This is a genomic window from Pseudomonas sp. FW300-N2A2, assembly GCF_017351735.1.
Taxonomy (GTDB): Bacteria; Pseudomonadota; Gammaproteobacteria; order Pseudomonadales; family Pseudomonadaceae; genus Aquipseudomonas; species Aquipseudomonas migulae.
This window is the reverse complement of the sequence record NZ_JACNDU010000003.1, coordinates 169,496-195,146: the sequence shown is the minus strand read 5'-3', so window position 1 is coordinate 195,146 and position 25,651 is coordinate 169,496. Positions and strand designations below refer to the sequence as shown.

Annotated in this window: 22 protein-coding genes; 11 read left to right on the top strand and 11 right to left on the bottom strand. The window is 60.4% G+C overall.

Going from position 1 to position 25,651, the window contains the following annotated elements:
• Positions 1-103: 103 nt before the first annotated feature.
• Positions 104-1,288, bottom strand: coding sequence for a murein transglycosylase A (locus tag J4E42_RS06490; RefSeq protein ID WP_008045012.1), 1,185 nt, complete (start codon positions 1,286-1,288; stop codon positions 104-106).
• Between the two features lie 128 nt (positions 1,289-1,416).
• Here J4E42_RS06490 and J4E42_RS06485 point away from each other — a divergent pair, with 128 nt between their 5' ends.
• Positions 1,417-1,866, top strand: coding sequence for a cytochrome c (locus J4E42_RS06485; RefSeq protein ID WP_008033302.1), 450 nt, complete (start codon positions 1,417-1,419; stop codon positions 1,864-1,866).
• A gap of 128 nt (positions 1,867-1,994) precedes the next feature.
• On the opposite strand, the gene J4E42_RS06480 is transcribed toward J4E42_RS06485, so the two are convergent.
• The 4 genes from J4E42_RS06480 to J4E42_RS06465 all read right to left on the bottom strand — a co-directional run bounded on the left by J4E42_RS06480 (position 1,995) and on the right by J4E42_RS06465 (position 6,623).
• On the bottom strand, positions 1,995-2,390 hold the full coding sequence (locus J4E42_RS06480) for a DUF1090 domain-containing protein (protein ID WP_008045011.1): 396 nt from the start codon (positions 2,388-2,390) through the stop codon (positions 1,995-1,997).
• A 98-nt stretch (positions 2,391-2,488) separates the two neighbouring features.
• Positions 2,489-4,162 (bottom strand): NAD-dependent DNA ligase LigB, encoded by a 1,674-nt coding sequence (ligB, locus tag J4E42_RS06475; RefSeq protein WP_207284862.1) that lies wholly within the window; start codon positions 4,160-4,162, stop codon positions 2,489-2,491.
• A 256-nt stretch (positions 4,163-4,418) separates the two neighbouring features.
• Complete coding sequence (metK, locus tag J4E42_RS06470; RefSeq protein ID WP_008033298.1) at positions 4,419-5,609, bottom strand: methionine adenosyltransferase; 1,191 nt, start codon at positions 5,607-5,609, stop codon at positions 4,419-4,421.
• 18 nt (positions 5,610-5,627) lie between these two features.
• Positions 5,628-6,623, bottom strand: coding sequence for a metalloregulator ArsR/SmtB family transcription factor (locus J4E42_RS06465; RefSeq protein WP_207284861.1), 996 nt, complete (start codon positions 6,621-6,623; stop codon positions 5,628-5,630).
• A 260-nt stretch (positions 6,624-6,883) separates the two neighbouring features.
• Here J4E42_RS06465 and tkt point away from each other — a divergent pair, with 260 nt between their 5' ends.
• The 6 genes from tkt (at position 6,884) to fba (ending at position 13,206) form a co-directional block, all read left to right on the top strand.
• Positions 6,884-8,881, top strand: a complete 1,998-nt coding sequence (gene tkt, locus J4E42_RS06460; RefSeq protein WP_207284860.1) for a transketolase — start codon at positions 6,884-6,886, stop codon at positions 8,879-8,881.
• A 151-nt stretch (positions 8,882-9,032) separates the two neighbouring features.
• Positions 9,033-10,085 (top strand): erythrose-4-phosphate dehydrogenase, encoded by a 1,053-nt coding sequence (gene epd / locus J4E42_RS06455; RefSeq protein WP_008033294.1) that lies wholly within the window; start codon positions 9,033-9,035, stop codon positions 10,083-10,085.
• 12 nt (positions 10,086-10,097) lie between these two features.
• Positions 10,098-11,261 carry a phosphoglycerate kinase gene (locus tag J4E42_RS06450; protein ID WP_207284859.1) on the top strand — a complete coding sequence of 388 codons (1,164 nt, stop codon included), beginning with the start codon at positions 10,098-10,100 and terminating at the stop codon, positions 11,259-11,261.
• Between the two features lie 34 nt (positions 11,262-11,295).
• Positions 11,296-11,517, top strand: a complete 222-nt coding sequence (locus tag J4E42_RS06445) for a hypothetical protein (protein WP_008033291.1) — start codon at positions 11,296-11,298, stop codon at positions 11,515-11,517.
• Positions 11,518-11,573: 56 nt separating this feature from the next.
• Complete coding sequence (locus tag J4E42_RS06440; protein WP_008045002.1) at positions 11,574-11,906, top strand: MliC family protein; 333 nt, start codon at positions 11,574-11,576, stop codon at positions 11,904-11,906.
• 235 nt (positions 11,907-12,141) lie between these two features.
• Complete coding sequence (gene fba, locus J4E42_RS06435; RefSeq protein ID WP_007981624.1) at positions 12,142-13,206, top strand: class II fructose-bisphosphate aldolase; 1,065 nt, start codon at positions 12,142-12,144, stop codon at positions 13,204-13,206.
• A 192-nt stretch (positions 13,207-13,398) separates the two neighbouring features.
• Here fba and J4E42_RS06430 read toward each other — a convergent pair whose 3' ends face one another.
• Positions 13,399-14,067: a polysaccharide lyase family 7 protein gene (locus tag J4E42_RS06430; RefSeq protein ID WP_207284858.1), complete on the bottom strand. Its 669-nt coding sequence runs from the start codon at positions 14,065-14,067 to the stop codon at positions 13,399-13,401.
• 322 nt (positions 14,068-14,389) lie between these two features.
• On the opposite strand from J4E42_RS06430, the gene J4E42_RS06425 reads away from it, so the two are divergent.
• From J4E42_RS06425 to J4E42_RS06415, 3 genes are read left to right on the top strand one after another with little or no spacing between them, the layout of a single operon-like run.
• On the top strand, positions 14,390-16,513 hold the full coding sequence (locus J4E42_RS06425) for a bifunctional diguanylate cyclase/phosphodiesterase (protein ID WP_207284857.1): 2,124 nt from the start codon (positions 14,390-14,392) through the stop codon (positions 16,511-16,513).
• Positions 16,514-16,559: 46 nt separating this feature from the next.
• A complete protein-coding gene (locus tag J4E42_RS06420; protein WP_032832888.1) occupies positions 16,560-17,051 on the top strand; it encodes a YgjP-like metallopeptidase domain-containing protein in 492 nt (163 codons plus the stop codon).
• Between the two features lie 15 nt (positions 17,052-17,066).
• Positions 17,067-17,363 (top strand): helix-turn-helix domain-containing protein, encoded by a 297-nt coding sequence (locus J4E42_RS06415; RefSeq protein WP_207284856.1) that lies wholly within the window; start codon positions 17,067-17,069, stop codon positions 17,361-17,363.
• A gap of 98 nt (positions 17,364-17,461) precedes the next feature.
• On the opposite strand, the gene J4E42_RS06410 is transcribed toward J4E42_RS06415, so the two are convergent.
• Entirely contained in the window at positions 17,462-17,914 is a 453-nt protein-coding gene (locus J4E42_RS06410) for a GNAT family N-acetyltransferase (RefSeq protein WP_008033285.1), read from the bottom strand.
• A 256-nt stretch (positions 17,915-18,170) separates the two neighbouring features.
• On the opposite strand from J4E42_RS06410, the gene J4E42_RS06405 reads away from it, so the two are divergent.
• A complete protein-coding gene (locus J4E42_RS06405) occupies positions 18,171-18,908 on the top strand; it encodes an ABC transporter substrate-binding protein (RefSeq protein WP_008033284.1) in 738 nt (245 codons plus the stop codon).
• Between the two features lie 117 nt (positions 18,909-19,025).
• Here the strand turns inward: J4E42_RS06405 and yccS are convergent, their stop codons facing one another.
• The 4 genes from yccS to mdtD form a co-directional block, all read right to left on the bottom strand.
• Positions 19,026-21,209, bottom strand: a complete 2,184-nt coding sequence (gene yccS, locus J4E42_RS06400) for a YccS family putative transporter (RefSeq protein WP_207284855.1) — start codon at positions 21,207-21,209, stop codon at positions 19,026-19,028.
• Between the two features lie 223 nt (positions 21,210-21,432).
• Complete coding sequence (locus J4E42_RS06395; RefSeq protein WP_207284854.1) at positions 21,433-22,611, bottom strand: NAD(P)/FAD-dependent oxidoreductase; 1,179 nt, start codon at positions 22,609-22,611, stop codon at positions 21,433-21,435.
• 143 nt (positions 22,612-22,754) lie between these two features.
• Positions 22,755-24,092: an ATP-dependent RNA helicase DbpA gene (gene dbpA / locus J4E42_RS06390; protein ID WP_230427581.1), complete on the bottom strand. Its 1,338-nt coding sequence runs from the start codon at positions 24,090-24,092 to the stop codon at positions 22,755-22,757.
• 105 nt (positions 24,093-24,197) lie between these two features.
• The gene (mdtD, locus tag J4E42_RS06385) at positions 24,198-25,625 is read right to left on the bottom strand and encodes a multidrug transporter subunit MdtD (RefSeq protein ID WP_008033279.1); all 1,428 of its coding nucleotides are present in this window, start codon (positions 25,623-25,625) and stop codon (positions 24,198-24,200) included.
• Between the last annotated feature and the right edge of the window lie 26 nt (positions 25,626-25,651).

Genomic DNA, 25,651 nt, shown 5'->3' with positions numbered 1-25,651 from the left:
TCGCTCCTACAGGTATTACAGTCGATCACAATTGTGTGATCGCCGCAGATCCCTGTAGGAGCGTGGCTTGCCCGCGAAAGCTATCTATCTGCCGCCACAGTAATTAAGGGTTGGCTTTAACCGCATCAGCCACCTGAGGCACTTGCGGCAAGGCCGCGCCTTTGGGCCAGAGCATCCAGATCTGCCCCTGCTGCTTCATGTCGCCAGCCAGTTGACCCGCCGCTTCGCCGGTGCCCCAGAACAAATCCGCACGGACTTCACCGGCAATCGCGCCGCCAGTGTCTTGAGCTGCCACCGGACGAACCAGTGCAGTGCCGTCCGGCCGCGTTGTGGATAACCACAACAGGCTGCCCAGCGGAATCACTTTGCGATCCACTGCCGCGCTGTAACCCGCCGTCAGCGGTACGTTCAGCGATCCGCGAGGGCCTTCATTGCTGTCCGGGTTGCGGGTGAAGAACACATAGCTCGGGTTGCTGCCGAGCAGTTCCGGAATGCGCGCCGGATTGGCCTTGGCCCAGTCGCTGATTGCGCCCATGGTCACGTCTTCTTTCTTCAGTTCGCCTTGCTCTACCAGCCAGCGGCCGATGGGGCGATACGGATGACCGTTCTGGTCGGCATACGCAATGCGCAACTGGCGACCATCGTCGAGCTGAATGCGACCGGAACCCTGGATTTGCAGGAATTGCAGGTTCATCGGGTCGGTCAGCCACGCCACGACCGGCGCCTTGACCCCTTTGGTTTCGATGGTTGCTGCATCGTCGTAAGGCTTGAGCACGCGACCTTCGAGCCGTCCGCGCAGGCGTTTGCCTTTGAGCTCCGGGTAGATGCTGTCCAGAGAGACGATGATCATGTCTTCTGGAACCCCGTATACCGGGATGTTCGCCACGGCAGTTTGGGTCAGGCTGCCGGGGTAGACCGGTTCGTAGTAACCGGTGATCAAGCCGTTGGGATTGTCGTTGGCGGCGCGCAGGCCGTAGACGTCGAGGTTCTGTTTGAGGAAGCCGCGAATGTCACTGGCGGTTTGCGGCACGTTGGTGGCAGCAGCGCAGGTCGAGCCCCAGATCGGGTCGGCCTTGAGTCGGGTGCAGGCGCTGCGCCATGAACCGAAGCCGGCGACCAGGTCGTTATCGGACACCGTCGGCAGGGCTTCCCAGGTGGCGCTGGAATAAGTCGCCAGCGCGTGGGTCTTGGGTTTGTTGTTGTCACCGCCGGTGCAGCCTGCGAGCACGGCCACCATCGGGAGGGTCCAGGCGAGGCGGTGACGCCATGCCTTGAAACGGCTGTTCATGGAGTAATTCCTTTGTCGATTGCCTGAGTGCTCCATGCGCTCAAACAACCCGTATTGATAATAGGGCTATTGGTCTTTGCCGATGACGCGAGGATACTGGCCGCCGTTTCCCGTGACCTGAAGCCACCATGACTCTTAAAAGACTTTCCGTTGTATTGCTGGCCTGCCTGACCTTGTCCGCGTGCGGCGGTGTCGATCCGAATTCGCCACTGGGCCAGCGCAAGGCAATCTTCAAACAAATGCTCAAGACCGGCGAAGACCTGGGTGGCATGTTGCGCGGCCGCATTCCATTCGACGGCCCGAAATTCGCTGACGGCGCGGTGAAACTCGATGCGCTGTCCCAGGAACCGTGGAAGCATTTTCCGCAGGTGCGCGAAGAAGATCACACTAGCGCCAAGGGCGATGTGTGGCAGAAACAGGCACGCTTTCAGGAAATGGCCCGCACCCTTGAAGCCGCCACCGGTGAATTGGTGATTGCCAGCAAGGTTCAGCCATACAAGGCCAGCAACCTGGGGCCGGCGGTGCAGAAGGTCGAAGATGCCTGCAGTGCGTGCCATAAGGAATTTCGGGATCATTGATTTGCAGCGCTCTTGCTGACGCTTTCGCGAGCAGGCTCGCTCCCACATTGGAATGCATTCACCTGTGGGAGCGAGCCTGCTCGCGAAGCTCCCTGAAGAACGCTGCAAATTCCTGACTTTACCTTTTCTTATTTATCCAGCTCGTCGAGCGCGTCTTGCAGTTCCTTGCGCGACTCGGCCAGTTTGTCTTTGCGCTTGTTGATCTTCTCGGGGTCGCCTTTCTTCATGGCTTTGTCGAGGTCGGCCTGGCGCTGGCTGACGTCATGCTTGGCGTCGAGGACCTTGTTTTCCCGCTCCTTCTTCAGCGAAGCGTCGGTGCAATGCGCGGTGACTTCGCTCAGTGCCGTTTCCAGGCCTGCCTGCTGTTCGGCGTTGCCATGGGATTTGGCCAGTTCGATCTGGTTGATGATGCCCTGTTTCTTGGCGGCACAACCGGTCAGCCCCGGGGCCTCTTCGACGGCCATCAGTGGAGCGGCCATCACGCTGCAAAGGGTCAGCAGGGCGAGCGGTGAAAGAAATTTCATAAAAGCTCCATGTGCAGGTGCAATCGGGTCGATAGGGCGATGGGCGTTTGAGCTCGTCGGCCTCTTTGGGTTCCCGGGCGGGCGAGAATCTGCGGTTGCTAAAAACCGTCGATCCCCGCCGCACGTAATGTGTCGCTCAAGGCCAGGACCTGCGGGTCGCGGAAAAATGCGCTCAATTGCGCCGCGCGTCCCGGGCCGATGCCGGCTTCGGCCTGCCATTGTTCGGTGTTTCGTTGTGCCAGTTCCTGCCAGGAGTCGGCGAGGTTTGCCTGGCCGGTCGGTGGTAAACCCAGGGCTTTGAGCCAGCGAGCAAAAGGGCGTTGGCGGGCACTGTTGAAACTGTTTAGAAGACGAGTACTGCTGCGCTCGCCGAAGCCGTTAATGTTAGCAAGCTCTTGAGCATCGAGGGTCAACCAATCCAGCAGGCCGTTCAGGTGGCCTGTTTCGAAAAGTGTCTCCCATGTTCCCGGGCCGACATGAGGCATGGCCAACCCTTGCTTGCCACTGAGCCAGGTCAGTCGCGCGAGAAACTGGCTTTCGCAGCCCGGCGTCGGTTGCCAGCAACTCAAATGATGAAAGTCCGCTGCCAGCGGCGTGTTCAAGGCTGGGCGTTCGGCGGCGCGTAGTACGACGCCGTCGAGCCGGGGAATGGTCAGCCCCGCGAGGCTGATGGACACCTGATCACCGGGGCGGATGTCCAGCTCCTCCCAGCGCCGCAGTGAGCTGACGCTGACACGCTTGATCTGCCGGTCATCGAGCGTCACCGGTTTCAAGTCCAGCACGGGGGTGATCCGTCCGGTGCGGCCGACCTTGAAGTCGACTTTGCGTACTTCGGCCAGCGCCTGGGCAAAGGGGTATTTCCAGGCGACGGCCCAGTACGGTGTTTTTGCCTGCCAGCGCTCGGCCGAAGGCCGTTGGCTCTGGCGCAGGACCACACCGTCACTGGCAAAGGGCAGGGGCGAGCGGTACCAGTAATTGCGCCAGTGTTCAGCATCGGCAAACGTCTGTACCGGCTGACTGTAAGGCGCGATGCTCGGCAAACCCAGCTCATCCAGAGCGGCGATGCGAGCAGGCAAACCGGCCGGGCCTTGTGGCCAGTCCCAGATAAACAGGCCGATGCCGGTCGCCTGCTCAGGGCTGAGTTCCTTGCGCGCCATCAAACCGGCCACGGTGGCGCGGGCATTGAGGCTTCTCGCCTTGGCTTGCACATGGTCGGCCAGTCGCCAATAGAGTTCGCCTTGAACCAGCAGGTCCAGCGGTTGCGACAGTTGCCGGGGGATGGCGGGGATCAGTCGCGCCGAGGCCGTCCAGTCTTGCCCGTTTATTCCGTCGCCGCGACTGATTGCCTGGTGCAGTACGCCCTTGCGGTAGATCAGCGTCACCGCCACACCATCGACTTTGGGTTGTACCCAGAGGTCCTTGCGATCGCGCATCCAGGTTTCGGCTGCACGACCATCTCGCACTTTTTCCAGTCCGGTGTGGGCAATGGGGTGGGCAGTTTTGCCGCCAGCCGTGCGTAATGGTTCGGGCGTCAGGCCCAAGTCAAAGCAACTGCGCCATTCGGTGAGGCGAGCGAGGGCTTGATCGTAAAGTTCGTCGGCAACCAGCGAGCGGCCATGGTGGTGATAACTGTCATCCCAGGTGTCGATCTGTTTTTGCAGGGTGGTGATTTCGTCCAGAGCCCTGTCGGGTAGCCAGTCGGGGCAGTCGGCTGCCTTTGATATCGAGCAGACCAAGGTCAGGAAGAAAACAAAAAACAGGCGCAGAAGCATCGTGAGCGTCCTTGCTCAGGGGGATGCTTGAAGGCTAGTCAGTATTTTCTGGCGGGGACGGTGGGTGTTTTGCCTGGTGTTTCCGGGTGACTGGGCTGGCCTCTTCGCGAGCAGGCTCGCTCCTACAGGGAAATGCATTCCAATGTAGGAGCGAGACCGGCTTGCCGGCGATGGGGGCGACTCGGTCTCAAAGGCAAGACAATAAAAAGCCCCGCACGGCGAACCGTGCAGGGCTTTTGGTACCGCCGGGGAGGTCTTACAGGCCGGCAGCCGAACGCAGGTCGTCGGCGCGGTCGGTTTTTTCCCAGGTGAACGTGGTGAAGGTGTCTTCGCCCACGGTCTTGGTCGCCGGGGTGCGACCGAAGTGGCCGTACGCTGCGGTTTCCTGGTACATCGGGTGCAGCAGGTCAAGCATGGTGGTGATTGCGTATGGACGCAGGTCGAACACTTCGCGAACCAGTTTGACGATTTTGTCGTCGCTGATTTTGCCGGTGCCGAAGGTGTTCAACGAGATCGAAGTCGGCTGGGCAACACCGATCGCGTAGGAAACCTGAATCTCGCAACGCTCGGCCAGGCCAGCAGCGACGATGTTCTTCGCCACGTAACGACCGGCGTAGGCCGCGGAACGGTCAACCTTCGATGGATCTTTACCGGAGAACGCGCCGCCGCCGTGACGGGCCATGCCGCCGTAGCTGTCGACGATGATCTTGCGACCGGTCAGACCGCAGTCACCCACTGGGCCGCCAATGATGAACTGGCCAGTCGGGTTGATGTGGAACTGGGTGTCTTTGGTCAGCAGTTCGGCAGGCAGCACGTGCTTGACGATCAGCTCCATCACGCCTTCGCGCAGGTCTTTGTACGACACTTCAGGGTTGTGCTGGGTCGACAGTACAACGGCGTCGATACCGACAACCTTGCCGCCTTCGTAACGGCAAGTCACTTGCGACTTGGCGTCCGGGCGCAGCCAAGGCAGCAGGCCGGATTTACGGGCTTCGGCCTGGCGCTGAACCAGTTGGTGCGAGAACGTGATCGGTGCTGGCATCAGCACGTCGGTTTCGTTGCTGGCGTAGCCGAACATCAGGCCCTGGTCGCCGGCGCCCTGATCTTCAGGCTTGGCACGGTCAACACCCTGGTTGATGTCAGGGGACTGCTTGCCGATGATGTTCATCACACCGCAAGTGGCGCCGTCGAAGCCGACATCGGAGCTGTTGTAGCCGATGTCCAGAATGACGTTACGCACGATTTCTTCCAGGTCGACCCAGGCCGACGTGGTGACTTCACCTGCGATGATTGCCACGCCGGTTTTTACCAGCGTTTCGCACGCCACACGGGCGAACTTGTCTTCAGCAATGATGGCGTCCAGCACCGCATCGGAAATCTGGTCGGCGATTTTGTCCGGATGCCCTTCGGACACGGACTCGGAGGTGAAGAGGGAGTATTCGCTCATCTCGATTTTTTCCTGAATTTACCGATGGTGAGTGTCGCCAGTTGGCCGCTGAAAGTGGCGGACCTGAATCTGGAAACCATTACGTAAGCCTACATAGAGGCTTTCCCCGGGAACGAGTCCCGCAGCGGTGGCCCAACGGGCCAGATCGTCCTGTTCAAACCCCAACCAGAGATCACCGCAGGCCTCCCTGGCCCAACTCTGGTTGTGGCTACATAACTCTGTCACAAGCAGGCTACCGCCCGGTTGCAGCAATTTGGCCATGTGCTTGAGCGCATCGGCCGGCGCGGCAAAGTGGTGCAGCACCATGTTCAGTACAACGCAATCGGCCTTGAGGCTTACGCCATTCAATGCATCGGCCAGTTGCAGGCTGACGTTAGCCAGCGTTTCACGTTCGCAGACCTGCCGCGCCAATTCGAGCATCGCCTGGCTGTTGTCCAGCGCGGTGACGTGAGTGAAACGGCGCGCCAGTTCCGGCAGAAAAGCACCGTCGCCAGGGCCGACTTCGATGGCCGTGGCGCCTTCGCTGAAGCTCAGTTTATCGAGCAAGGCCACCACGCTTTCGCGGTACTGCGGCAGGCCGGCAATCAGGTCTTGCTGGGCGCGAAACTTCTCCGCGACCCGTGAGAAAAAGTCTTGGCTGGCCGCTGCGCGTTGCCCGTGGACCTGACCGATCCGCGACTGCACATCGGCAGGCAGGGTCAGGTTGTCCACTTCTTCGAGCAGCGCTGCGTGCAACTTGCCGCCGAGCAGGTCGGTGTGGGGCAGGGCGCGACGGTAGAAAATCGCGTTGCCTTCACGGCGCGTCGCCACCAGGTCGGCCTGGGCCAGTACCTTGAGGTGATGACTCATGCCCGACTGGCCAATACCGAAGATCTGCGCCAGCTCGAGTACGCCAAACGAGTCGTTGGCCAGCGCGCGCAATACATTCAGCCGCAGAGGATCGCCACCGGCCTTGCACAGGGCCGCCAGCTCATCGCTCTCGTCATGTTGAATGGAAGGCACGCGTAAATTCATAGGGCCAGCAGTCTAGTGACGGTCAGAAAGTACCGCAAGAGCAATATCAAAAAGTTTTGATATTGCTCGATGGGTGGCACTTCTGATGACTTGTTCCGCTCTACAAACGAATAGCAGAAAGGTTTCACCAGCCGAAACCGTCTTTATCCATTGGAAAAACGCCTTCAGATGACTATCTGTCATTGCCGCGAGGCATGCCTGTGAGGGAAAATGCTCGCCTTTTTTCCGTTTCGTTTTATTCAAACCCTAGGAGATCAGCGATGCCCAGCCGTCGTGAGCGTGCCAACGCCATTCGTGCCCTCAGCATGGATGCCGTGCAAAAAGCCAACAGCGGCCATCCCGGTGCCCCGATGGGTATGGCGGATATCGCCGAAGTACTTTGGCGTGACTACCTGAAGCACAACCCGAGCAATCCATCGTTCGCCGACCGTGACCGCTTCGTGCTGTCCAATGGCCACGGCTCGATGCTGATCTACTCGCTGCTGCACCTGACCGGCTACGACCTGTCGATCGATGACCTGAAGCAATTCCGTCAACTGCACAGCCGCACCCCGGGTCACCCGGAACTCGGCTACACCCCGGGCGTTGAAACCACCACCGGTCCACTGGGCCAGGGTCTGGCCAACGCCGTGGGTTTTGCCCTGGCTGAAAAAGTCCTGGCGGCGCAGTTCAACCGTCCGGGCCACAACATCGTTGACCACCACACCTATGTGTTCCTGGGTGATGGCTGCATGATGGAAGGCATTTCCCACGAAGTCGGCTCGCTCGCCGGTACTTTGGGCCTGGGCAAACTGATCGCCTTCTACGATGACAACGGCATCTCCATCGACGGCGAAGTCGAAGGCTGGTTCACCGATGACACGCCGAAGCGTTTCGAAGCCTACAACTGGCAGGTGATCCGCAACGTCGACGGTCATGATCCTGAAGAGATCAAAATCGCCATCGAGACCGCTCGCAAAAGCGCGCAGCCGACCCTGATCTGCTGCAAGACCACCATCGGTTTCGGTTCGCCGAACAAGCAAGGTAAAGAAGACTGCCACGGCGCCCCATTGGGTGACGCGGAAATCGCACTGACCCGTACTGCACTGAAGTGGAACCACGGTCCGTTCGAAATCCCGGCCGACATCTACGCCGAGTGGGACGCCAAGGAAGCCGGCCGCGCTGCCGAAGCCGAGTGGGACCAGCGTTTCGCTGCCTACTCCGCCGCTTTCCCGACCGAAGCGAACGAACTGATTCGTCGTCTGAGCGGTGATCTGCCGGCCGACTTCACCGAGAAAGCCGATGCTTATATCGCTGAAGTCGCTGCCAAAGGCGAAACCATCGCCAGCCGTAAAGCCAGCCAGAACGCTCTCAACGCGTTCGGCCCGTTGCTGCCTGAGTTCCTCGGCGGCTCCGCTGACCTGGCCGGTTCCAACCTGACCCTGTGGAAAGGCTGCAAAGGCGTCACGGCTGAAGACGCCAGCGGCAACTACATGTACTACGGCGTACGCGAGTTCGGCATGACCGCCATCATGAACGGCGTTGCCTTGCACGGCGGCCTGGTGCCTTACGGCGCGACCTTCCTGATGTTCATGGAATACGCCCGCAACGCTGTGCGCATGTCGGCCTTGATGAAGCAGCGCGTGATCCACGTCTACACCCACGACTCCATCGGTCTGGGCGAAGACGGCCCGACTCACCAGCCTATCGAGCAACTGGCCAGCCTGCGCTGCACGCCAAACCTCGACACCTGGCGTCCAGCCGACGCCGTGGAATCGGCGGTGAGCTGGAAGTGCGCACTGGAGCGCAAGGACGGTCCTTCGGCCTTGATCTTCTCGCGTCAGAACCTGCAGCACCAAACCCGCAACGCGATTCAGATCGAAGAGATCTCCCGTGGCGGTTACGTGTTGAAGGACTGTGCAGGCGAGCCTGAGCTGATCCTGATCGCCACCGGTTCCGAAGTCGGCCTGGCGGTTCAGGCTTATGACAAGCTGACCGAGCAGGGTCGTAAAGTACGCGTCGTTTCGATGCCGTGCACCAGCGTGTTCGATGCCCAGGACGCCGACTACAAGCAATCGGTCCTGCCGTTGCAGGTCAGCGCCCGCATCGCCATCGAAGCCTCTCACGCGGACTACTGGTACAAGTACGTGGGCCTGGAAGGTCGCGTCATCGGCATGACCACCTACGGCGAGTCGGCGCCTGCGCCAGCCTTGTTCGAAGAGTTCGGCTTCACCCTGGAAAACATCCTGGGTCAGGCTGAAGAGCTGCTGGAAGACTGATCCAGAAGTTGCGTCGTCTGATCTGACGCTATCGCGAGCAGGCTCGCTCCCACAGGGTTCTACACCGTCCATGTGGGAGCGAGCCTGCTCGCGATGACGATGGAACATTCAACGCTGCACTAACGGATTCACCACGGTAATCGAGAACCCCATGCCTCAACCGCGTCCCTACAAAGTTGCACTCAACGGCTACGGCCGGATTGGTCGTTGCGTCTTGCGTGCGTTGTTTGAGCGAGGCTCGGCGGCCGGGTTTGAAATTGTCGCGATCAACGATCTGGCGGACATGGCCAGCATCGAATACCTGACACGCTTCGACTCCACTCACGGGCGTTTTCCCGGCGAGGTGAAGGTCGACGGCGATTGTCTGCATATTAATGGCGACTGCGTGAAGGTCCTGCGCAGTGCCACCCCCGAAGGCATCGATTGGGCGTCCCTGGGCGTGGATCTGGTGCTGGAGTGCTCCGGCGCTTACCACACCCGTGAAGACGGTCAGCGTTTCCTCGACGCCGGCGCACCACGCGTGCTGTTTTCCCAGCCGATGGCCAGCGAGGCGGATGTCGACGCCACCATCGTCTACGGCGTGAACCAGGATTGCCTGACCGGCGACGAGCTGCTGGTGTCCAACGCATCCTGCACCACCAACTGCGGCGTGCCGCTGTTGCGCCTGCTGGATCAGGCCATCGGTCTGGAGTACGTGTCGATCACCACCATCCACTCGGCGATGAACGATCAGCCGGTGATCGACGCCTATCACCACGAAGACCTGCGCCGTACGCGTTCGGCGTTTCAGTCGGTGATTCCGGTGTCCACTGGTCTGGCGCGCGGCATCGAACGCCTGTTGCCGGAACTTGCCGGGCGAATTCAGGCCAAAGCCGTGCGGGTGCCGACGGTGAACGTGTCTTGCCTCGATATTACGATGCAGACCGTGAGCGATACCGACGCCACCGAGGTCAACCGGATTCTGCGCGAGGCTGCCACCAGCGGCCCGCTCAAAGGCCTGCTGGCCTACACCGAGCTGCCCCACGCAAGCTGTGATTTCAACCATGACCCACATTCGGCGATCGTCGATGCCAGTCAGACCCGAGTTTCCGGCCCACGGCTGGTGAACATCCTGGCCTGGTTCGACAACGAATGGGGTTTTGCCAACCGAATGCTGGACGTTGCAGAACACTATCTGCAAACAGCAACTTCAAAAAAACCGTAGGAAGTGCGACCCATGACCGTGTTGAAGATGTCCGACCTCGATCTGCAAGGTAAGCGCGTATTGATCCGCGAAGACCTCAACGTCCCAGTCAAGGACGGTGTTGTCACCAGCGATGCGCGAATCCTGGCCTCGCTGCCGACCATCAAGCTGGCCCTGGAAAAAGGCGCGGCCGTGATGGTCTGCTCGCACCTTGGCCGTCCGACTGAAGGCGAGTTCTCGGCCGAGAACAGCCTCAAGCCTGTCGCTGACTACCTGAGCAAGGCCCTGGGCCGCGAAGTGCCGCTGGTTGCCGATTACCTGGGCGGCGTTGACGTCAAGGCCGGCGACATCGTGCTGTTCGAAAACGTGCGCTTCAACAAGGGCGAGAAAAAGAACGCTGACGAACTGGCCGAGCAATACGCCGCCCTGTGCGACGTGTTCGTGATGGACGCCTTCGGCACCGCTCACCGCGCCGAGGGTTCGACCCACGGCGTGGCCAAGTTCGCCAAAGTCGCGGCCGCGGGCCCGTTGCTGGCCGCTGAACTGGACGCACTGGGTAAAGCCTTGGGCGCTCCGGCTCAACCAATGGCAGCCATCGTTGCCGGTTCCAAGGTATCGACCAAACTCGACGTGCTGAACAGCCTGAGCCAGATCTGCAACCAGCTGATCGTCGGCGGCGGCATTGCCAACACCTTCCTGGCCGCAGCCGGTCACCCGGTCGGCAAGTCCCTGTACGAACCGGACCTGCTGGACACCGCTCGCGCCATCGCCGCCAAAGTCAGCGTGCCGCTGCCGGTCGACGTGGTAGTCGCCAAGGAATTCGCTGAAAGCGCCACCGCCACCGTCAAGCTGATCGCCGATGTGGCGGCAGACGACATGATCCTGGACATCGGCCCACAGACCGCGGCGAATTTCGCCGAGCTGCTGAAGTCGTCCAAGACCATCCTGTGGAACGGCCCGGTCGGCGTGTTCGAATTCGACCAGTTCGGTAACGGCACCAAAGTCTTGGCCCAGGCCATCGCTGAAAGCTCGGCGTTCTCCATCGCGGGCGGCGGCGACACCCTGGCGGCCATTGATAAATATGGCGTAGCGGATCAGATCTCCTACATTTCTACCGGCGGCGGCGCATTCCTCGAATTCGTCGAAGGCAAAGTGTTGCCGGCCGTAGAAGTCCTGGAAAGTCGGGCCAAGGCCTGAGGTCGCTGATTTGACCAGGCAAAGGAGTGTTCAGATGGTCAAGACGCTAGCGCTGTTGATCGTCGCCGGTTCACTGGCGGCTTGCGGGAGTAACCCGAAGGCCGCACCGGAACCTGCGCCGCAATCGGTACAAAAAAGCTGCTACCAGGCTGACTGGCAAGCGGAAACCAACCCGGTGCTCAACAAGCGTTCCGGGCCTGATGGCCTGGACAAATACGAAACACAGACCCCCGCCAAGGAACATGGTTGTCCTTGACGGGTCTGACTCCTTACTCAGGGCTGGCAGCGTGCGCCGTCAGTCGAGGAACACGGATGAAAGGTTTTATCGCCATCACGGCGCTGGTGCTGCTGGCAGGTTGCTCGAATTTTGACCTGTTCAAGCCGGCCCAATCAACGGACAGCTGGGCCACCTGGACCTGCGACAGCCAGGCCAAAGTGGTCTGGCGCTACACTGACGACAGCCATAAGGCCGTCGACGTGCGCCTCGGTGGGGCCGATCAGGTCTATCGCCTGAAGCTTGAGCCAGGCGCCGAAGGTTCGCTGTACAGCAACGACATGCTGGCGTTTCACATAAAAGGTGAGGAAGGCCTGGTTTACTGGGTCGCCACCAACGATTTGATCGGCCGCGGTTGTAAAGCCGAGTAATTGAAGGCTTGTGCCAAGCTTGTAGGAGCGAAGCTTGCTCGCGAAGAGGGCGCCACATTCAACGCATGTGGTGTCAGTTAAACCGCTTTCGCGAGCAAGCTTCGCTCCTACAGGGTTTCTGCGTAATACCGAATGAGCGGACTGGATTAACCCCCGATCTGCAATAACTTGAATAGCCGCCGCCGCTCCGGCAGGCTGGCACGATTAACGACCCAAACCGGGAGAGACACACACAATGGCACTTATCAGCATGCGCCAGATGCTGGACCACGCAGCCGAGTTCGGCTACGGCGTTCCAGCCTTCAACGTCAACAACCTTGAGCAGATGCGCGCCATCATGGAAGCCGCTGACAAGACTGACTCCCCGGTGATCGTCCAGGCGTCGGCCGGTGCTCGCAAATACGCCGGCGCACCGTTCCTGCGTCACCTGATCCTGGCGGCAATCGAAGAATTCCCGCACATCCCGGTGTGCATGCACCAAGACCACGGCACCAGCCCTGACGTCTGCCAGCGCTCCATTCAACTGGGCTTCAGCTCGGTGATGATGGACGGCTCCCTGGGCGAAGACGGCAAGACGCCGACCGACTACGACTACAACGTCCGTGTTACCCAACAAACCGTAGCCATGGCTCACGCCTGTGGCGTATCGGTAGAAGGCGAGCTGGGCTGCCTGGGTTCGCTGGAAACCGGCATGGCCGGTGAAGAGGACGGCATCGGCGCTGAAGGCGTTCTGGATCACAGCCAGATGCTGACCGACCCGGAAGAAGCTGCCGACTTCGTCAAACGCACTCAAGTTGACGCCCTGGCCATCGCCATCGGCACCAGCCACGGCGCGTACAAGTTCACCAAGCCGCCTACCGGCGACGTGCTGGCCATCGACCGCATCAAAGAAATCCACAAACGCATCCCGAACACCCACCTGGTGATGCACGGTTCGTCTTCGGTTCCGCAAGAGTGGCTGGCGATCATCAACCAGTACGGCGGCGACATCAAAGAAACCTACGGCGTACCGGTTGAAGAAATCGTCGAAGGCATCAAGCACGGCGTGCGCAAGGTCAACATCGACACCGACCTGCGCCTGGCATCCACCGGTGCGATGCGTCGCCTGATGGCCACCAACCCGAGCGAATTTGACCCGCGTAAGTTCTTCGGCGCGACCGTGACTGCGATGCGTGATGTGTGTATCGCTCGCTACGAAGCCTTCGGCACTGCCGGTAACGCTTCGAAGATCAAAGCGATTTCGCTGGAAGGCATGTATCAGCGTTATCTGAAAGGTGAGTTGAACGCCAAGGTTAACTAAGCCTTCAGCGTTTGAGTTGCACAAAAAACCCGCCGAGAGGCGGGTTTTTTTATGGGCGATGACTCTTGGTTAAATGCGGTCATTGTAGGAGTGAGCCTGCTCGCGATGGCGGGGTGTCAGGCGACTTCAACGTTGAATGACACTCCGCCATCGCGAGCAAGCCCGCTCCCACAGGTTCAGCCGTGATTCACATCACTTATCGTGATCAATATCCAGTTTGCTAAATGTCACTTTACCGCCTTCACTGGTGTACCCGGTGTTGTCCTGCACATACACCCCGGCCTTGAAGTACAGGGGTTTGACCCGCCACGTGGCGCTGATGTTGGTGTCCCACTGATAACCCGCGGCACTGATGCCCAGCGCACCGCCAGGGCTGAGGTGGATGAGGTAGGAGAACTCCTGATCCAGTTTCACGCCGGTGGCGATGGTGATTACCCGGCCTACGTCGTCATCGGGGTGCATGCGCACTTTGGCGACGATGTTGCCGGTCTTGGTGGTGGTCTTGTACTGATACTCGACCTTCACCATGGGTTTCTGGCTTTCGTAGGCGTGGATCTGGCCGATGACGATTTTGCCGGAGCTCGGCACCTGGTTCACCGCCAGGGTGGCGCGCAGGGAATTGTCGGCGTCCGGGTAGTACCAGTTTTTCAGGGTGCCGTTGCTGTAGGTTTCCCGTAGTTCGGTGCGGGGGTATTTGGCATTTTCGGTGCGGGTGCCAGTCACCGGCGACCAGAAAAACAGTGTGCCGGTGTCGGAGTGGAAGTATTGATCCTTGAACCCATTCACCAGTTTGGCCGTTTCAACGGTGTACGGCGGGTTACCGACGGGAACGCTGAGGTTCCAGGATGCGAGATCGATCATAGGCAAAGCTTCCACGAATTTTTGCGGCACGGACGTACCAGAAGCTCTAGCACGCGCCTTTGGGGGCGGTCTTTATAAGCGTAGAAGGCTATTTTGTTAACGTCTGTCTGACAAATGGATGACGTCAAAATCCTGTTAAAAGGCCATCTTTCCCGGTTTTAGCGGGCTGTAGAGGCGACCGTTAGTCGGGCAATGAACCCTTTAGTTAAATGATGGCGTACTGATATCTTCTGCTTTCGCGAATCCCGGTCTAGAGTGAAGACGTAACATTTGTCCGGTTTTCACGAGAAACCGGCCTGACGCCCCGACATAGAGAAGCAGCATGGAATGCGCGCAACCCACGCCAGCCGAAGGCAGCTCAACCCTTTTAATCGTCGATGATTACCCTGAAAACCTGATCAGCATGCGCGCGTTGCTGCAGCGCCAGGACTGGCAGGTCATTACTGCTGCGTCCGGTTTCGAAGCCCTCGGCCTTCTGCTCGAACACGATATCGACCTGGTGCTGCTGGATGTGCAGATGCCGGGCATGGATGGCTTTGAAGTGGCGCGCCTGATGCGCGGCAGTCAGCGCACCCGTCTCACGCCGATCATTTTCCTCACCGCCAACGAACAGTCCCAGGATGCCGTGATCAAGGGCTACGCCAGTGGTGCGGTGGATTATCTGTTCAAACCGTTCGACCCGCAGATTCTCAAGCCCAAAGTCCAGGCGCTGCTGGAGCATCAGCGCAATCGCCGGGCGTTGCAGCGCCTGAGCCACGATCTGGAGGTCGCGCGCGCCTTCAACGCCTCGGTGCTGGACAATGCCGCCGAAGGCATCCTGGTGGTCGGCGAGGACGGCCTGATCCGCTTTGCCAACCCGGCGATGTCGCGACTGCTCAATGCCACGGTGCAAGACCTGCAAGGCAAAGAGTTTCTGGATTACCTGCAAAAGCCGCATATTCCGGTCTGGGCCGATTCAGAACTGCTGGCCGGTTACAAACGCGGCGAAACCCTGCGCCTGCACGATGCGCTATTGCGTACAGCGCCGGGCCAGCAGGTGCCTGTCGCACTTTCATGCGCGCCGTTGCCAACCGAGCAACACGCGATGGTGGTGACGGTGCTGGACATGTCGGTGGTGCGTCATCTGCATCAGCAGCTGGAGTTCCAGGCGGTGACCGACCCGTTGACCGGCCTGCTCAATCGCCGTGGTTTCTATCAGACCGTGGAAAACCTGCTGCTGCGCGGTGAGCGTAACGACAGCGCCTGGGTGTTGCTGTACCTCGACCTCGACGGTTTCAAACGGGTCAACGATTCCCTTGGTCACGATGCCGGTGACCGCGTGTTGCGCTGGGTGTCCGAACAGCTGAAGGCTTGCTTGCGACCCTTCGACATTCTGGCGCGCATGGGCGGCGATGAGTTCACGGCGCTGCTCGATCTGGAGTTCCCCGAGCAAGCGGCCAAGATTGCCGAGAAGCTGATTGAGCGGGTGTCGATCTGTCAGCAGATCGATGGGCTGGATATCGCCCTCGGGGCCAGCATCGGCATCGCCACGTATCCGGATTGCGGGGCCAATCTCGATGGTTTGCTGCGAGCGTCCGACATCGCCATGTACGAAGCCAAGCGTGCCGGGCGTCAGCAATATCGCTTCTATGACCATGACATGAACGGTCGCGCGCGCTCACGGCTGATGCTCGAAGAAAGTGTGCGCACCGCCATCGAAAACCGCGATTTCAATCTGGTGTATCAACCGCAGGTGGCCATTGCCGGAGGGCAGATTCGCGGGTTCGAAGCCCTGCTGCGCTGGCAGCATCCGAGCGTCGGCGACGTGCCGCCGGGGCTGTTTTTGCCGTTGCTGGAAGAGGCGCGGTTGATCAGTCGTCTGGGCAGCTGGATTTATCATCGCGGCGCCGGGCAACGCAAAGCCTGGGAAACCTTGTTTGCCGAAGATTTGGTGCTGGGCGTCAGCTTGAGCAGTACACAGTTCGGCATGCCAAATCTGGTCACCGAGTTGCGTCAGGTACTGGAGCGCCATGGCTTGCAGGCGCGGCATCTGGAGGTCGAGGTAACGGAAGAGGCCTTGATGCACAATCCCGATGAAACCCGCAAACAACTGCGCCTGCTGCGCAATCTGGGGGTGCGGGTGGCGCTGGATGATTTCGGCTCCGGGCCGTGCTCGTTATCGCATCTGCGGGACCTGGAACTGGACACGCTCAAGCTTGACCGGCATGTGATCGCCCGGTTGCCGGACTCTTCGCGGGATGCGGCGTTGGTGCGCAATGTGATCGACTTGTGCAAGCAGTACGGAATGCTGGTGATCGCCGAAGGCGTGGAAACCGTCGCGCAATATGAATGGCTGCAAGCCAATGGCTGCGAGTACGTGCAAGGTTTCCTGGTGGCGCGGCCGATGATGGCCGAGGACGTCGGCGACTTTGCGCGGCCCTTCGACTGGAGCACGTTGGTCGACTGAATTCGCTACACTGGCGGCCTTTCAGTAATTGATGTTGCCTATCCCGATGACCGCGTTGAAATACCTTCAGGCCTATCCCGTAGAGTTGCAGGACCAGGTGCGCTGGCTGATCACCGAAGGTCGGCTGGGCGATTACCTGGACAAACGCTACCCGCAAAAGCACGACGTGCAGAGTGACAAGGCGCTGTATGCCTATGCCCTGGACCTCAAGCAGGAATACCTGCGTAACGCCCCGGCCATCGACAAAGTGTTGTTCGACAACCGTCTGGACCTGACCCACCGCGCCCTCGGCCTACACACCACGATCTCGCGGGTGCAGGGCGGTAAACTCAAGGCCAAGAAAGAAATTCGCGTGGCCTCGCTGTTCAAGGAAGCGCCTTGCGAGTTCCTGAAGATGATCGTGGTGCATGAGCTGGCGCACTTCAAGGAATCGGATCACAACAAGGCGTTCTACAAGCTGTGCGAACACATGTTGCCGGGGTATCACCAGGTCGAATTCGATTTGCGGGTGTACCTGACGTGGCGGGAAATGCAGTAGCCAAGGAGTGTGTGGATGGACGTGAGCAAGACCAAGAGCAGCTTCTATCGCCGTTTGTACGTGGCGTACCTGATCGACAGTGGGCTGGCCAGCAGCGTCCCGGCATTGACCGACGTGACCGGCATGCCCCGGCGCACGGCGCAGGACACCATTGCGGCGTTGGCGGATCTGGATATCGTTTGCGAGTTCAAGCAGGAAGAGGGCGCGCGCAACCATGCGGGGCGTTATCGGATTCGCGAGTGGGGAGCGATTGATCGGGGATGGATCGAGCGGAATCTGCGGCAGATTAAAGCGGTGTTGGAATATCCCTAGCTCCTGCGGTGTTTGATCTGGCGCCTTCGCGGGCAAGCCTCGCTCCTACAGAAACAGTGAAGTCTGTGTAGGAGCGAGGCTTGCCCGCGAAGAGGCCCTCAAGAACGACGCATCCCGATATGCGGAATACCATCTTCCACGTATTCCTCACCCGCCACGACAAACCCGTACCGCCCGTAATACCCCTGCAAATGCGCCTGCGCCGACAGATAAACCGGCACATCAGGCCAACGCTTCGCAGCCTGCTTCAACGCCAGGGCGATCAGCTCATGACCCAACCCTTTGCCGCGCGCCTGCGGGGCGGTAAGCACCCGGCCGATCACCACATCGCCGCCCTGTAATTCCGGGTCGAGCAAGCGCAGGTACGCCACCAGCCGATCGCCGTCCCAGGCCATCAAGTGGCAGGTGTCACCCTCCAGATCCTGGCCGTCCACGTCCTGATAGACGCATTTCTGCTCCACAACGAAAACCTCTGAGCGCAACTGCAGAATGGCGTACAGCTGCTCTTTGCCCAGATCACTGTGGTGCTTGCAGATCCAATCGATTGTCATCTTCACATTCCGTTGACCTAGTCGCTCCGATACTAATCGCCTGGGCGAAAGATGTCTTTATGGCAGAGAAATCTGTGACAAAGGCCAAAATGCCATCATTCAATTCGCGCGGCGTTGTCTTCTTTGTGTAATCTGGGCTGAAGCGCTGTGCAGTGGCTTCGATGAGCTAATGTTGGTACCTGGGTTTCGCCGTTACGGGGCCTTGGAGTTTTGGCTGAAAACACGTCGGGCAGCCGCCCGCTAAGGATTTTCGAGCATGCCGCGATTGCATCGAGCTTTGGCCTTGATCGGATTGCTGTTGCTGACTCAGAGCGCGGCAGCGGAAAAGCTGCGACTGGTAGCCGATGCCTGGCCACCCTTTACTGATGCGACGCTGCTCAATGGCGGCCTGGCGACGGACATTGTCAGCACCGCGCTGGCGCGAGCTGGCTATGCCAGTGACTTTGAACAGGTGCCCTGGGCACGTGCCCTGATGGGTGTGGGCGAAGGCCGTTACGATGTGCTGGTGAACGCCTGGTATACCGAAGAGCGCACCAGGCTCGGCCGGTTTTCCGGCGAGTACCTGCTCAACCGCGTGCGCTTTCTCAAGCGCAAGGACGCACCGATCGAATACAACAACCTGCAGCAACTGCACACCTACCCGATTGCAGTGGTACGCGGTTACGCCTATTCACCGGCGTTCGATGAGGACGCCTCGCTACAGAAGGTCCCGGTGCACAGCTTCGCCATGGCCGTGCGCATGGTCGCTGCCGATAGGGTCAAGCTGACGCTGGAAGACGAATACGTCGCGCGTTATTACCTGGCCCGGGAGTCCGCCAAGGTGCGCAATGCCGTGGAGTTCCTGCCCAAGCCGTTGAGCGAGAACAGCCTGCACATTCTGGTCAGCCTGAAAAATCCGCACCATGAAGAGATCGTGGCCAGTTTCGACCGTGAGATTGCGGAGATGAAAGCGGATGGCAGTTATGAGCAGTTGATGAAGCAGCACGGGATGTAGTTTTTGCGGTGTTGCTGATGGCCTCTTCGCTGGCAAGCCTAGCTCCTACAGGTATCGCGGCGATACTTGTAGGAGCGAGGCTTGCCCGCGAAGAGGCCGGCCCACTCACCACACATCTCAATCCTCGCCGGTGTCCTTGATCAAATGCGCCGCCAACGTCCGTAACGGCCCCAACTGCCGGCAGATCAACGCCAACTGCGTCTGCACCAGCCGCTGCCCTTCATCGATTTCATCCGGCATCTGCTCCAGCTCATTGGCCAGAGCCTCTTCCTCATCACTCTGAATCGCAATCGGCAGTTTGCTCGCCAACCCTTGAGCGATTTCATCGATGCTCGCCGCCAGTTTCACGCCGGCCCCTTCGATCAATTGCTCGCGCACGTCCGTCGGCAGTTGGGTTTCACGGTGCGCCCCCAGTCCTGACAAATAGCTGAGCAAGGTGTGCGACAACACCAGGAAACGGAACCCGACATCCGCTTCCTTACGAAAATGCCCCGGCTCCATCAGCATGTTGGCGAGCGTGGTCGAGAGCGCCGCGTCGGCGTTGTGCGCGTTGCGCCGGGCCAGGCGATAAGCCAGGTCGTCGCTCTTGCCGGCGGCGTATTGCTGCATGATCTGGCGCAGGTAAATGCTGTTGCAGGTGAGGGTGTTGGCCAGCACTTTGTTCAAGCGTCGGCCCTGCCAGTCCGGCAGGAACAGGAACACCGCCAGGCCGGCGATCAGGCTGCCGAGCAAGGTATCGAACAGGCGCGGCAGGAACAGGCCGTAACCGTCGCCGACCTGGTTGAAGCAGAACAGCACCATCAGCGTGATCGCGGCCGTGGCCAGGGTGTAACGGGTGGTGCGGTTGATAAAGAACACCACGCCGGCGGCGATGGCGAAGCACGACTGGATCAGCGGGTTCGGGAACAGATCGAACAGCGCCCACGCCACGGTCAGGCCGATGGCGGTGCCGATGATCCGCTGACCGAGCTTGCGGCGGGTCGCGCCGTAGTTCGGTTGGCAGACGAACAGCGTGGTGAGGATGATCCAGTAACCCTGCGACGGGTGAATCAAATGCACCATGCCGTAGCCGATGCTCAACGCCAGGGGCAAACGCAGGGCATGGCGGAACAGCAGCGAGGTCGGCGTCAGCTGCGTGCGCAAGCGAATCCACACATCCTTGAGGCTGCGTGGCGAACGGTCGAGCAGGCTGCTGTCGGTGGCGTCGGCGAGGGCGTCGGGGTTGCTCGCATCGCTGAGCAAACGGTCGAGGGTGCCGAGGTTGGCGGCCAGTGCGCGCAAGGAGCGCAGCAGTCCGCGCCAGGCCGGGTTGCTCTGGACACGCAGGTGTTCGAGGGATGCATGCAAGTCGCTGAGGGCTTCGGCAAAGCTGGCGTCATAGATGAATGGCTGGCGCATCTGGATCGATTCCGCCAGCGCTCGGCAAGCCTTGCCCTGTTGGCGCAGCAGGCGCTGACAGCGGAACAGCACGTCGCTGTGGAAAAAGGCGTCGGCCAGCGCGTTGTACGGATAGTGCGAGGAGCTGGCGCGCTCGTGGATGTCCTGAGCGAGGAAGTAGAGCTTCAGGTAACGGCTGACTTTCGAGCCCGGTCGACCGTTGCCGACCCGGTGCAGAATGATTTCCTTGGCAGCGTTCAGGGCTGCCACGACCCGACCGTTCTGCTGGGCCAGTTCCAGTCGGCGCGCTTCCACGTCCATCTGCCGGATCGGCTCGAACAGCGACGATTTCAGCTTCAGGTAAAAGCCCAGTTCGCGGAACAACCGCGCCAGGCTCTGCTGCACCGGCTGGTTGGAAAACATCGCCTGCCACAACACCGAAAGCAAACCGTACCAGGCCGCGCCGGCCACCAGCAGCACCGGTTCGTGCCAGAAATCGGTCACTGCGCCGCCGCGCTGGTCCACGCCGATCATGGTGTAGACCGACAGAATCAACGTCGCCGAGGCAATCGCGCCATAACGTTCGCCGAGCGCACCGAGCATGGTCAGGCAGAAAGCGGCCAATGCGAAAGCGATGATGAATAGGACGGGGTAGGGGAAGAGCAGTTCGACGGACAGGGCCGCGACGATGAAGCAGACCAGCGTTACGGCCAGCGAATTGAGGCGGCCCTGCCAGCTGTCGTCGGTTTCGGCCAGGGCGCTGGCGATGATCCCCAGGAACAACGGGATCAGCAGCCCCATTTCATCCTGATACCAACACAGCGCCATGCTGCCGGTCAGGGCGATGAACACCCGCACGCTGTAACTGAATTTATCCAGCGCCCAGAGGCGACGCAGGGACTGACGAAAAGGGGTCGATGGCATGAAGTGCGAGGGCCTTCCGAGGCAATGACGCTAAATTGAGCCAGTAATGACGCCGACGCAATGGCGCCGATCACATCTGACAGCAAAATCTGTTCCTTTATCGAACCACCCATAACCAATGTGGGAGCGAGCCTGCTCGCGATAACGGCCTGACAGTCGACATCAATGTCGAATATACCGGCCTCATCGCGAGCAGGCTCGCTCCCACAGGTTATTGGTTGTGTCAGACGAATTGCGCTGCGGCGTACCCGGAGGCCCACGCCCACTGGAAGTTGAAACCGCCCAGATGCCCGGTCACGTCGAGCACTTCGCCGATGAAATACAGCCCAGGGCTTTTCAGCGATTCCATGGTCTTGGACGAGACTTCGTTGGTGTCGACGCCGCCCAAGGTCACTTCGGCCGTGCGGTAGCCTTCGGTCCCGGCCGGCACCACTTTCCAGCTCGCCAGCTTCTCGGCGATGTCGGCAATTTCCGCGTGGGTGTATTGCTTCATCGGTTTGGAGACGAACCAGTTGTCCGCCAGCAGGTTGGCCATCTTCTTGGTGAAGATTTCGCCGAGCAGGGTTTTCAGCTCGCTGTTCGGACGTTCGGCCTGCTGCTGTTGCAGCCAGCTCGGCACATCGTGATCCGGCATCAGGTTGATCTCTACCGGGTCGCCGGATTCCCAGAACGAGGAAATCTGCAAAATCGCCGGACCGCTAAGGCCGCGATGGGTAAACAGGATGTTCTCGCGAAAGCTCTGATCGTTGCAGCTCACCAGGCAATCCACCGACGTACCGGACAGTTCGGTGCAAAGCTCTTTGAGCTGATCAGTGATGGTGAAGGGCACCAGGCCGGCGCGGGTCGGCAGCAGTTCGTGGCCAAACTGCTTCGCGACCTGGTAACCGAAGCCGGTGGCGCCGAGGGTCGGGATCGACAGGCCGCCCGTGGCGATCACCAAGGATTCACAGGTGATCTGGCCCAGTGTGGTGTCCAGCAGATAGCCGCTTTCCAGCTTCTCGATGGTCTGGATCGATGTGTCCAGGTGCAGGCTGGCGCCAACCTGATCGCACTCGTTGAGCAGCATTTCGAGGATGTCGCTGGATTTGTTATCGCAGAACAACTGGCCGAGTTTCTTCTCGTGGTACGGCACGCCGTGCTTGGCGACCATGCCGATGAAATCCCACTGCGTGTAGCGCGCCAGTGCGGATTTGCAGAAGTGTTCGTTCTGCGAGAGAAAATTGCCCGGTTCGGTGTACATGTTGGTGAAATTACAGCGGCCACCGCCCGACATCAGGATTTTCTTGCCGGCCTTGTTCGCATGGTCGAGCAACATCACCTCGCGTCCGCGCCCGGCGGCGGTCAGCGCACACATCAACCCTGCGGCGCCAGCGCCAATGATCACGACTTCGGTAGAGCGCAAAACGGTGTCCTCCAGTTGTCTCACCACAAAACTAACTGTGGGAGCGAGCCTGCTCGCGATAGCGGGGTGTCAGACAACTAAATGTCATCTGATACTCCGCTATCGCGAGCAGGCTCGCTCCCACAGGGGGATGTGCGTTGTTCTTACAAGATACGCACGCGCAGCGAACGGCCTTTGATCTTGCCGTCGTTCAGGCGTTGCACTGCCTGCTTGGCAACTGCGCGTTCCACGGCCACGAACGCCTGGAAGTCGAAAATCGCGATCTTGCCAACCTGCGCGCCCGGAATCCCGGCATCGCCAGTCAACGCACCCAGAATATCGCCCGGACGCACTTTGTCTTTACGGCCAGCGCCGATGACCAGCGTGCTCATTTGCGGCAGCAACGGACCACCGCCCTGGGACTTGAGGTTGTCCAGCTGATCCCAGCTCAACGGCGACTTCTGCAGTTGCTCGATGGCCTGGGCGCGGTGCGCTTCGGACGGGGCGACCAGGCTGATCGCGATGCCTTTTTCACCGGCGCGGCCAGTACGGCCAACGCGGTGAATGTGGATTTCCGAATCACGGGCCAGTTCGACGTTGATCACCATGTCCAGCGCATCGATGTCCAGGCCGCGGGCGGCGACGTCGGTGGCAACCAGTACCGAAGTACTGCGGTTGGCAAACATCGTCAGCACCTGGTCACGATCACGTTGTTCCAGATCGCCGTGCAGGCCGACAGCGGAGATGCCTTTGGCGGTCAAGTGATCGACGGTTTCCTGAACCTGCTGCTTGGTGAAGCAGAAGGCCACGCAAGAGGCCGGGCGGTGATGCGCGAGGACCTTGACCACGGCGTCCATGCGCTCTTCCGGAGAGATCTCGTAGAAGCGCTGCTCGATCTGCGTGTCGTCGTGGAACGCCTCGGCCTTCACTTGCTGCGGGTTGCGCATGAACTTCGACGCCAACTGCTTGATGCCCACCGGGTACGTGGCGGAGAACAGCAGGGTCTGACGACGCTCCGGGCATTGGGCGATGATTTCTTCGATGGAATCGTAGAAACCCATGTCGAGCATGCGGTCGGCTTCATCGAGGATCAGCGTGTTCAGGCCATGAAGCACCAGCGAACCTTTGCGCAGGTGCTGCTGGATGCGGCCCGGAGTGCCGACGATGATGTGCGCGCCGTGCTCCAGCGAACCGATCTGCGGACCGAACGACACGCCGCCGCACAAGGTCAGGACCTTGATGTTGTCTTCGGCGCGGGCCAGGCGACGGATTTCCTTGGCGACCTGGTCAGCCAGTTCACGCGTCGGGCAAATGACCAGCGCCTGGCAGCCGAAGAAGCGCGGATTGATCGGGTTCAGCAGGCCGATGCCGAAGGCCGCGGTCTTGCCGCTGCCGGTCTTGGCCTGGGCGATCAGGTCCATCCCCTTGAGGATCACCGGCAAGCTTTGCGCCTGGATCGGCGTCATCTGGGCATAACCGAGGGAGTCGAGGTTAGCCAGCATGGCGGCGGACAGCGGCAAAGTATTAAAAGCGGTGGCGATGGTGGTCACGGGACTGGCCTGCAAAACAAAATGTCGCGCAGTGTACCAGCCCAGTGGCCATTCGCCCTAAGGCTCTATGTGCTCTTCCGGACGCTTGACGCGCCGTCCGTCTTCCTTTGAGAGCTGCGAGAAGATCGTCGCGGCCAGCATCGCCATGATTCCGACGGTCACAAACGTGAGTTGGAACGCGCCCAGCACCGTGTCCACGCCGTCGTTTCCGATCTCTGCCGTGAACCCGCCGAGCAGCGCACCGGCGCATGCAACGCCCAGGCTGAGGGACAATTGCGCGACCACCGACAGCAGGCTGTTGCCGCTGCTGGCGCTGGCGTCGTCGAGGTCGATCAGGGTCACGGTGTTCATCGCGGTGAACTGCAACGAGTTGATCGCGCCGAGAATCGCCAGCATGCCCAGCAGCAGCCAGTACGGCGTCTGCTCGCTGACCAGGCCCATGCTTGCCAGCATCAGCCCCAGCGCCAGGGTGTTGCCGGTCAGCACAATGCGATAACCCAGGCGCTCGATCAGCGGCCGCGCCACCGACTTGGCGACCATCGCCGCCGCTGCCAGCGGCAGCATGCTCATCCCCGCCTGCGACGGCGAGTAGCCCAGCGCCACTTGCAGCAGCAACGGCACGAGGAAGGGCAGTGCGCCGCTGCCGAGACGGGCGAACAGGTTGCCGAGGATGCCGACGGCGAACGTGCGGGTCTTGAACAGCGACGGCGCGAACAGCGGATTGTCGATGTGCCCGGCCCGCAACCAGTACGCCGCCAGGCACGCCATGCCGCCGAACAGCAGCAACATCACGCGCAGGTGCGGCAGGTGCAGTTCGCCGAGGCCTTCCATGGCGATGGTGATCAGCACCATCGCTGCGCCAAACAGCAAAAAGCCGAGGCTGTCGAACCGTGTGCGTTCAGTGCCGCGCAGGTCGGGGATGAATTTCCATACGGCGTAGCAACCGACGACGCCGACCGGCAGGTTGATCAGGAAGATCCAGTGCCACGTCAGGTATTCCACCATCCAGCCGCCCATGGTCGGGCCGATCAACGGGCCGAGCAGGCCGGGAATGGTGATGAAACCCATGATCCGCACTAGTTCCGAGCGCGGATAGGCCCGCAGTACGACCAGCCGACCGACCGGCAGCATCAGCGCACCGCCCAGGCCCTGAATCACCCGGGCGCCGATCAGCATGCTCAGGCTGCTCGACAAGGCGCAGAGCAACGAGCCGAAGCTGAACAGCAGGATCGCACCGAAGAAGATTTTCTTGGTGCCGAAGCGGTCGGCGATCCAGCCGGAGGCGGGGATCAGCAACGCGACGGTGAGCATGTAGGCGATGATCACGCCCTGCATGCGCAGCGGGTCTTCCGCGAGATCGCGGGCCATGGCCGGCAGGGCGGTGTTGAGGATGGTCCCGTCGAGGGACTGCATGAAGAAGGCAATAGCGACGACCCACGGCAACCAGCGGGCGGTGACAGCGTCGAGAGGCGGGCGGTTGGGCATGGGACCTCAGGTTTTGAGTCGCAGGA